Consider the following 9,719-nt stretch of genomic DNA (forward strand, 5'->3'; position numbering starts at 1 on the left):
TTCCCCCGTGGGTGAGTTTGGAGCAGAGTTCAACAGTTTGTCTGTTGATCCATAGGAGCTGGGCTAATGCCGGAAGTTTGCCCATGGGATAACCTGAGGGGGTAAACCCCACAACCTTAGGTATAGCAGCTAGAATTAGTGGGGAACGATGAGAGGGTAATATTCATTAACAGATCAAGAGTAATACCGTGGCTCACACCTTTTTATTGGAGGCAGGACGCTGGACACTTCGGGGCAATTGGCTGGAACGCAATGGAAAATTAATTGTAGTCAGAGGTGGGACTATGGTTACCTGGAGTCGGGAAAACTGGTTTACTATGGTCACAAGACTGGTTTTTCCCAATAGTGAACGGGAGAATATCTCTTGCCAGTATCTAGGGCGTCTTGATACTGGCGAGCCAAAGTATACCTTTGTTTTACAACACAGCCTCCTAGGTCGTGTCGAGGGAGAAGGCTGGGTGGCTCCAGAATCCATTGTGCAACGGTATTGGGTATTAGGGGATCGCCAACGACGCAGTGGTTTTGAAACCCGGTATCAACGTAATGAAAATATATACTACCTCTCCAGTAGCATTATGGCAGGTCATTATCTCAGTAGCACAATGGAAGCAACTTTGAAACGTCAGCAAAAATAGAAGTATTCTGGAATTAAGGGAGTTTTAAAAGCAGTACGCCTGTCACAGTTGCTTAAGAGCGTTTATCTTGCGCAAGTCCTTAGTCAGTTTTGTCCTTAATCATTAGTCCTTAGTCCTTTGTGATCCACATTAAGTCTACTAGTATTTACAAATGACAAATGACCAATGACTAATGATTCATGAACACGTTACATTCGGGATCTCACCAAGAAACTTATGATCACAGACCCTAACAAAGGTCGTCTACTCGCCAATCGCTATCAACTGGTCAAGTTGATCGGCAAAGGTGCTATGGGTCAAGTGTATCAAGCCAAAGATATGCTATTGGGAGGTGTAACCGTTGCTGTCAAATTTCTCTCCCATACATTATTGAACCAAAAAATGCGCGATCGCTTTGAACGGGAAGCAACAATTTGCGCTTTGCTTGGTGAGAAAAGCAATCACATCGTGCGAGTTAGGGACTATGGCATAGATGAAAATGATATTTCCTTCTACGTCATGGAATACTTGGCAGGGGGAAATTTAAGCGAAATAATTCACACTAAAACCTTATCCTTACCCCGATTTTTGCATATTGCCCGCCAAATTTGTCTGGGATTACAATGTGCTCACCAAGGCATTGTATTTAAAGGCACACTCACTCCAATTGTCCATCGTGATATTAAACCCAGTAACATTCTCGTTGTCGAAGATTCCTCCTTCGGTGAACTGATCAAAATCCTTGACTTTGGCATTGCTAAGCTTCTTCAGTTTGATGGTTCTCAAACCCATTCTTTTATGGGTACCCTAGCCTATTGTTCACCAGAACAAATGGAGGGAAAGGAACTAGATAAACGCTCTGATATCTATAGTCTCGGGGTGATGATGTTTGAGATGTTAACTGGTCACATGCCTATTCTTCCAGAAGATCATTCCTTTGGTAGTTGGTACAAAGCTCATCACTTCAGCCCACCTAAATCCTTTGGATCGATTAACCCCAAACTAAAGCTGCCGAAGTCCCTAGAGAACCTAATCATGACCTGTATAGCGAAAGAGGTATCTGATCGTCCTCAAAATGTCGGGATTATCCTACGAGCATTGGATTCATTAAACGAAGGTCATGATCGCGGTCGCTATCTGGGTCATCGGATTCAAACAATACTATCCGAGAAGCCTCTGAGTAAGGCAACACAAATACTTCCTGTATCAGGGAATGATATTTGTCGGCAAACCTCATGGCCCGATGACAAACCTAAAGCATCTATTGTCTTTCCTAAGATAATTCGTACCACTAACACAACCTTTCCTACCCTCTGGGTGATGCTAACTAAAGAAGAGATTGAGAACCGTCAGGTTAGTACACGCTACAATCAATTCTTATATGTGATGGTACCTCATCCCATGGTGCTATGGATTACCGCAGTGCATAATCGCTACCAAGGTGCTTGTTGGCTTCCTTGCTACTTAGACCTCAAAACAAATCACGGTCAGAACATAGTCAGACTTTTGGGAGATACTGGATATTACCGTATTTTGTTTTTTGCCCAATCACAACCAGAATACTGTGCTAATGTAATGACCTCAACTATTGCTCCTGCCCAACGCCAGCTATTCATTGATTGGGCGAATACCTCTAAGACAATAAAATCAACTAATCAAGCAATGTTGAGCAAAGGAGTACTTAAGCAAGAGTTTGAAAAGCTGAAGCCGAAGATTTTGATGAAGTTAGAAGCTGCTCATACAGATTACCCTACTGATATATCAGGTTAAAACTTGTTACTGGCAACTTGTTACTTTTAAATAGATTTAAAATAGATTTATTCTTTTCTATTTTTGATTTTCCCTATTAAACCCTTAGCCAAAACTAATATAGGGATAGCATCAAATCCCGCTGATACTTTTTCGTCAGGGGATGGTCATTACCGAGCACATCAAACACCGCAATCATGGATTTTCTTGCACCATCATCTCTATAGTTACGATGTTTACTGACGATTTCTAAAAAGATTTTCAGGGCTGGTTCATAGTCTCCCTCTACAACTAACCGAGATGCCTGAGCAAATAACTGATCTAATTCACTTTCCCCAATAGCATTCGCCTGCTGCTTAAATTGAATCAATGCTCTGATTGCCTGAGCTCTAGGGAAGTATTCTCGATCATTGTATTCAATGGTGTCTAAGAGTGTGGTTGCCTCTTCTGGCTCATTAATATGAACCAAAAAATTGGCAACTTCAATGACTAAATTTTGATTCTCTGAATACTTGGAAATTAGCTGTTCAAAGAGCTGTTTGGCTCGGGTTATATTCTCACTTGCCATGGCAACCCGAGCTTCTTCTAGTCCAATGTCTAACTCAGACTTTAAATTTAACCTAGCCAACATTTCCCGCAACTGAATTTCTGGTAAAACCCCCACAAAACCAGGAATCATATCACCATTGGTGACAATTCTGACATCGGGTACTCCCTCAATTTGAAAATTATTCGCTAAGTCTTGATTGCGGTCAATATCAACTTTGGCTAACACAAAGTCATATTCTTTAGCTAGTTTCTCTAAAGTTGGTTTGAGCAGTTGACAGGGGCCACACCACGTAGCAAAGAAGTCTACTAATATAGGCTTCTCAAAAGACTTTTCTAAAACTTCAGTGCCGTAGTTGCTGCTAGTAACGTCTACAGAAAAACCCATATCAATTATTTCCGTTATCTTGCTGTTGAAATCAAAGATAAAATGTAAGCATATGCGCTACGCGCAGGCTACGCCAACAGCTAATGCTTACAAAGATAGGGAAGAGGAAGAAGAAGGAGGGTAGAATAGCAGGGAATTTTTACCATAAAATATCCCCTTTCCACACTCCTAACTTCCCCCAAACTCGACATCAAGTCAAGATTTGAGTCAAAACCCTGGTGTCATTCCCCTCTAACTCTTATTTAGCGCGCAGAGGATGTAGCTAAGACTTTTCCTGAGCTAGATGCTGCACTGTCTCGGCTAGATTCTACGAGTTTGCCTAGTATAGCGCTAACGTTAGTCTTGGCATCACCAAAGAGCATATTGGTGTTTTCTTTGAAGAACAGGGGATTGCCAACGCCAGCATAGCCACTGGACATTCCCCGTTTCATAACCACCACTGTACCAGCTTTCCAAACCTCTAAGACTGGCATCCCAGCAATTGGGCTACTGGGGTCTTCCATGGCACTAGGATTAACCGTATCATTAGCACCAATCACGAGTACTACATCGGTTTCTGGGAAGTCATCGTTAATCTCATCCATTTCTAGAACGATATCATAAGGCACATTTGCCTCAGCCAGCAGCACGTTCATGTGTCCTGGTAATCGTCCAGCGACTGGATGAATGCCAAAGCGAACATTGATACCGGCATTCCTCAAAATCTTGGTAATATCGGACACCGGATGCTGAGCCTGAGCTACTGCCATGCCGTAACCGGGAACAATCATAACACTCTTGGCTCCTTGTAGCAGCTCTACGGTATCTTCTACTGTAGTCTCGGTGACTTCACCTTCCGGCTGATCGCCACCTTTAGCTTTAGCTGTAGTTCCTGCACCTTCGCCGAAGCCTCCTAAAATCACGCTGAAGAAGGAACGGTTCATGGCTCGGCACATGATGTAGCTGAGGATAGCACCACTACTACCTACTAGGGCACCAGTGATAATTAGTAGGTCATTGGAGAGCATAAATCCTGCGGCTGCAGCGGCCCATCCGGAATAACTATTGAGCATGGAGATGACCACTGGCATATCAGCACCCCCAATAGCAGCTACCAGGTGGATGCCTAACACTGATGCGATCGCAGCCATAATCAACAGGGGTTGTAGACCAGTTGTCCCCTCTGCTGTCATGAACTGGTAACCCAGCCCGATCACAGCCCCAAGCATAGCCAGATTGAGTACGTGGCGTGCTGGCAACATTAGGGGTTTGCTGCTGATGATAGCTCGTAGTTTCCCAAAGGCTATCACTGAACCGGTGAAGGTAATTGCCGCAATGAACACACCAATATAAATTTCTAACTGGTGAATAGTTACTTCTGCACCCGTTAGAGATTCCTCCGGTTGCAGGTAATTGGCAATACCCACCAGTACAGCTGCAAGACCGACAAAACTATGGAGAATTGCTACCAGTTCTGGCATGGAGGTCATGGCTACCCGAGATGCCACGATCGCACCAATAATCACTCCTGGCAGAATCATCCCTCCCAGAGTGAGGTATGCGGTTACATTGCTACTTAGGGCAGTAGCAACAAAGGCAATCAGCATCCCAAGAATGCCGTAAATATTACCTTTACGGGCGCTTTCCTGGTTAGACAATCCCCCCAGGCTGAGAATGAACAAAGCACTAGCTGCAATATAGGCAACTGTCAACAGATTATTTGACATAGTCTCCTTAGTTTTATGGTGTTCAACTTGGTTGTTCGCTTAGCGTGGTCAAAGGCCAAGGTTAGTTGGTTGAATGTTGAATGTTGAATGTTGAATGTTGAATGTTAAAGGTTAGTTGGTTGAACGCGCACGCGTGGCCGATAGGCCAAGGTTAGTTGGTTGTTGGCCTTTCGCGTTCGGTGTAGGGTAGGTGGTTTGGTTGTTGGCCTTTGGGCTTCCCGAAGGGTAGGTTCAGAAGATAACCTGTAACCTGTAACCGCCAACCTGTAAGCTTCAAACCTTCAAACCTTCAACCTTCTCAAAACCTTCAAACCTTCAAACCTTTAACCTTCAACCTGTAACCTTTAACCTGTAACCTTTAATCGGCTAACCTACTTCTGAAACATCTTGAGCATGCGTTGGGTTACTAGGAAGCCACCGGAGATGTTGATGGTTCCAACTAAAATTGCGATCGCACCCAGAATAGTAGTAGGTGAGGTAGCTGCGCCGGAAATTTGGAGCATTCCACCAATGATGATGATGCCGCTAATGGCATTAGTAACACTCATCAAAGGAGTGTGCAGGGCTGGTTTTACGTTCCAGATCACTTGCCAGCCTACGAAGCAGGCCAGGATAAATACCGTGAAGTGGGAGAGGAAAGAAGGTGGTGCTCCGATTCCCAAGCCAATTAGGGCGAGTCCCACTAATACTGGCCAGAGCAAGCCCATGATACCCTTTGATTTCTTCGTCTCTGGCACAGACTCCTCTTTAGTTGCCACAGTCTGGGGTTCGGGTGCGGGTTTGGGAGGTGCTGGAGGTGTAGGGCGCTTGGGTGGGGGCCAGGTTACATCCCCAGCGTTTAGCACTAAGGCTCCCCGAACCACTTCATCCTCCATATCGACACGGTAATTTTCACTACCACCCATGTCCTTGAGGAGATGACAAAGGTTGGTGCCATAGAGTTGGCTAGATTGAGTAGCCATACGGCTGGGTAGGTCAGTCAAACCAATGATGGTCACACCTTTGTATTTGTAGACCTCATTGGCTTTGCTAACTTCACAGTTGCCCCCTTGCTCAGCTGCCATATCGACAACCACTGAGCCTTCTTTCATACTCGCTACCATTTCTTCGGTGATCAGCAGCGGCGCTTTTTTACCAGGGATCAGGGCAGTGGTGATGATGATGTCCACTTCTTTAGCCTGTGCAGCGAACAATGCCATCTCCGCCTCGATGAACTCTTTACTCATCACCTTGGCATAGCCCCCAGATCCTGTACCGTCTTCTTTGAAGTCCAGTTCCAGGAACTCTCCCCCCATGCTTTCCACTTGTTCCTTAACCACGGGGCGGGTATCGAAGGCGCGCACAACAGCACCTAGACCTTTAGCGGTACCAATAGCAGCTAGTCCAGCTACCCCAGCACCAATCACCAACACTTTAGCTGGGGGAACTTTCCCCGCTGCAGTAATTTGGCCAGTAAAGAAGCGGCCAAAGTTATTAGCTGCCTCAATCACAGCCCGGTAACCAGCAATATTGGCCATAGAACTGAGGGCATCCATCTTTTGCGCCCTCGTGATGCGGGGTACCGCATCCATAGCCAACACGGTAGCCTTACGGGTTGAGAGTTGTTCGATCAGTTCTTGGTTTTGGGCTGGCCAGATAAAGCTGATTAAAGTGCCATTTTCTGATAGCAACTCAGACTCATGCTTGTTTAGAGTTGGATGCATCTGAGGAGGACGCACTTTGAGGACAATATCTGCCTCTGACCAAAGGCTATTGGCATCAGGAATGATTTGGCATTCTGCTTGTTCGTAAGCATTGTCAGAAAAATTAGCTGTCTCTCCTGCTCCCGATTCAATCAGCACATCAAAGCCAAGTTTCTGGAGCACCTTCGCTGTATCCGGTGTAGCAGCTACCCGGCATTCACCTGGGTAAACTTCTTTGGGGATACCAACCTTCATCCGAGTTTTGGTTGGCTGTAAATCTGACGTTTCAGCCTCTTTGGGAATGGCTAGGGTCATTGACTCTCCTTCAGTTGTCTAAATGGAATAACGACGGAAAATTCATTGATCACTAAGGTGGGTCTAGAGGCATCAGTCAAAGGATGTCCAGACCAGCCACTTTCAGGGGCTAAGGCCACCGTATCTCCTAACATAGCTTTTGGTCATGGGTGACAAATACTCCTTAAGTAAGGACAACAAGAATCAGGAAAACTGGCAATAATAACTGTTTTCCGTAACTATTTTCGGTAAATAGAATCAGGTAACAACTTCTTGTCGAAATGTTGTGCCTTGATGACAATCTATCGTTCTATTTCTTTTAATTTCGAGTGGTTTTTAGCAACTGGTAGCTTCTTCTTGCTGGGGGATGTTCACCCTGTTTAGAGGATTCCCAAGTTTAACTAGAACGGGATCAGTTTGCTCCCTGACACCGCCAATGCCCTTAAGGGTGGGTGATTGACTCGCTCTTGAGAGGAAAACCTCCCAGCCTTAGTTGTCTGATCAGCTGACTGGCTTCCCATCTGTGCTACTTGTCGTTGTATGCTACTTATCGTTGTATCCAACACCAGGCATCGCCTCTTGCTGAATTTAAACTGCTGGCATAAATTTCTCTATATAAATTTCTCTGACTGTTCAAAGACATGTGTCCCCATAACCGGATCTCTGTTTGGATCCTATGGTGATCTGCCAAAAGAGAGGATTATTTTTAACTTGTTTTAGGAATTGTGCTGTTGCACTCAGTTGTGGTAAGTATTTTTTACTAGTCAGATCGATTTCTAGGTGATGGGATGATGGGGTAATAGGGTGTAGTGGGTGATTAAGGTGTAGCGATAGGGTTTGAAATTGGTATTAGAGATATATTGCGTATATATATTGCGTATATTTTTGCGTATATATATATAAGTAGTACAGTGAAAAAAAACAATAACTGTTAATTCTTAGCTCAAGTCAGCAGCATTAGATTTATGCTATCCACACAATCTTCCATCAAAAGCCTGATTTCCGCGATCGCATTAGCTGGTTGTGTCTTGACCGGGCTATCGGTTCGGAGCTTAGCCCAGAGTAATCCCGGATTGGTACTCTGGAGTGGTGTTAAACGGGAAAATATCCTGAGATATCACCTAGATTTTAACGGTGCCCCCAATTACTGGGATCGTTACCGCTTGAAGATTCCCAAGAAGAAACTGGAATTGGGAGTTGCTCAGTTTTCTATTTCTTATCCAGATTACTACGATGGTAAGTTCGACGTGGACAAAATTGAGGTGCGCGTTGACGGTAAATCCCTCCCGGTCTCTGAAGTAGTCTGGGACAAAGAGAATTATAGCCTTCAAATTTACATGGAAGAGCCAGTTCCAGCCAAGCAAAATGTGGAATTAGTATTGTCCAATGTCAAAAACCCTGATGGGGGTACTTATTACTTCGTTTGTTATGTCTTAGCCGCTGGTGATATTCCACTACCCAGTTATATCGGTACCTGGATTGTTAGTATTGGTCGTTAATCTATAGTAGTTCTGAATTGGGTGAGATAAATCGTCCTAGGTTTTAGGGAGCAGGGAGCAGGGAGCAGGGAGTAGGGGAAAGAGTGTTGGTTTTCCGGTGTAGGGTAACCGTCACCCCGTCATAGCCTCTCCCCATCTCCCGAAAGCGCCCCCATTCAGAATTTAAATCGCTAACAGCTTATTCCCACTCCCCTCCTCACCACACCTGCCATACCCCCTTGTTGATTAGACCTCCCAGAAAAACTAGGGAAGTCTATTGATCCCTTTTGCTAATTTGATTTTTGTTTGATTTGTTTGTGATTTCCCTTTTGTCTACATCAGTCATTATTTCGATTCCCTTGGGAGTAGCCTTTAGGTGAAAAAGATAGCGACCGTTGATCATATAAATTGTGGTGATAGCTCCTATAGCAAAGATCAGGACTCCACAGAGCGGTAAGGTAATTTGCCAAACTGGGAAATTGCGCTTACTTGGTTTTTTCTGTTGATTCTTTAACATAGTGATTGAACACTTAGAGAGGACTGTTTGAATAGCCACGACTTCCTGTTGAGTGCCTGCCTAGACGCTACAAACTATCCAGCAGGCTTTCACTCAGAGTAGAATTCCTACCCCAAAGAATTTTCCAGCAAAATTAGTAGGCATGTTGTTTCAACGTCTACTAGCAGCTTTAGAGTCTGATTACGAGGCTACATAGTTAATGTGCCTGTTCAAGGATTCTGTGACATTGACTGGCTCATTCTTCTAGAGGTGCTGCTATTCAAAATGCAAGCACTCTGTTTTTTTTGGAATTTTCCCGACCGAGAGGGTGTCACACTTTCTCACAGTTCTGCACATATATATAGAAGAGGCAATCTGATAATTTGCGTAGCAGTATACTCGGCTACACAGAAAAAATATGTCGTCTCTTTAAGTAGTCAATAGCGCTAGCTATTACTTCCAAACTAAATTAGAAATAGGAGACAGTGTACCATGCCAAAATGTGAATATAAACTACCCAAAAATTATCATAACATTGATAATAATCAACAACAAAAAATCTGTGAATATCTAATGATAAAAACACGTAAATTATAGCTGAGGGGGTGACATGATCCCTGAAAAGCTTAGTAGATAAGGCTTTGATGCCAGTTCTATTAGCAAAGATAAACTGGCCAATTGACCCTACGAATGATTTTCTGGAAGCTCAAACCCTTATAACTACGTTCAAGGTCAGGCCAAAACAGCATGTATCTTTTTGTAACAG

Annotated in this window: 7 protein-coding genes; 3 read left to right on the forward strand and 4 right to left on the reverse strand. The window is 44.2% G+C overall.

The genetic code is table 11. The features are described 5' to 3' along the window. The first annotated feature begins 188 nt into the window (after nt 1-188). Complete coding sequence (locus F6K52_RS25780; RefSeq protein ID WP_293084874.1) at nt 189-635, forward strand: hypothetical protein; 447 nt, start codon at nt 189-191, stop codon at nt 633-635. Between the two features lie 216 nt (nt 636-851). Continuing rightward, nucleotides 852-2,384, forward strand: a complete 1,533-nt coding sequence (locus tag F6K52_RS25785) for a serine/threonine-protein kinase (RefSeq protein WP_293084877.1) — start codon at nt 852-854, stop codon at nt 2,382-2,384. Nucleotides 2,385-2,478: 94 nt separating this feature from the next. Here the strand turns inward: F6K52_RS25785 and F6K52_RS25790 are convergent, their stop codons facing one another. From F6K52_RS25790 to F6K52_RS25805, 4 genes are all read right to left on the reverse strand, one after another. Further along, nucleotides 2,479-3,297 (reverse strand): tetratricopeptide repeat protein, encoded by an 819-nt coding sequence (locus F6K52_RS25790; protein WP_293084880.1) that lies wholly within the window; start codon nt 3,295-3,297, stop codon nt 2,479-2,481. A 242-nt stretch (nt 3,298-3,539) separates the two neighbouring features. Further along, a complete protein-coding gene (pntB, locus tag F6K52_RS25795; RefSeq protein WP_293084883.1) occupies nt 3,540-5,003 on the reverse strand; it encodes a Re/Si-specific NAD(P)(+) transhydrogenase subunit beta in 1,464 nt (487 codons plus the stop codon). 371 nt (nt 5,004-5,374) lie between these two features. Then, nucleotides 5,375-7,000 (reverse strand): Re/Si-specific NAD(P)(+) transhydrogenase subunit alpha, encoded by a 1,626-nt coding sequence (pntA, locus tag F6K52_RS25800; protein WP_364419679.1) that lies wholly within the window; start codon nt 6,998-7,000, stop codon nt 5,375-5,377. Then, the gene (locus tag F6K52_RS25805; RefSeq protein WP_293084887.1) at nt 6,997-7,134 is read right to left on the reverse strand and encodes a hypothetical protein; all 138 of its coding nucleotides are present in this window, start codon (nt 7,132-7,134) and stop codon (nt 6,997-6,999) included. The genes pntA and F6K52_RS25805 overlap by 4 nt, the downstream gene beginning before the upstream one ends. A gap of 810 nt (nt 7,135-7,944) precedes the next feature. Between F6K52_RS25805 and F6K52_RS25810 the strand changes: the two genes are divergently transcribed. Continuing rightward, the gene (locus F6K52_RS25810; RefSeq protein ID WP_293084891.1) at nt 7,945-8,478 is read left to right on the forward strand and encodes a DUF2808 domain-containing protein; all 534 of its coding nucleotides are present in this window, start codon (nt 7,945-7,947) and stop codon (nt 8,476-8,478) included. The last annotated feature ends 1,241 nt before the right edge of the window (nt 8,479-9,719 follow it).

Source organism: Moorena sp. SIO3H5 (assembly GCF_010692395.1).
GTDB lineage: Bacteria > Cyanobacteriota > Cyanobacteriia > Cyanobacteriales > Coleofasciculaceae > Moorena.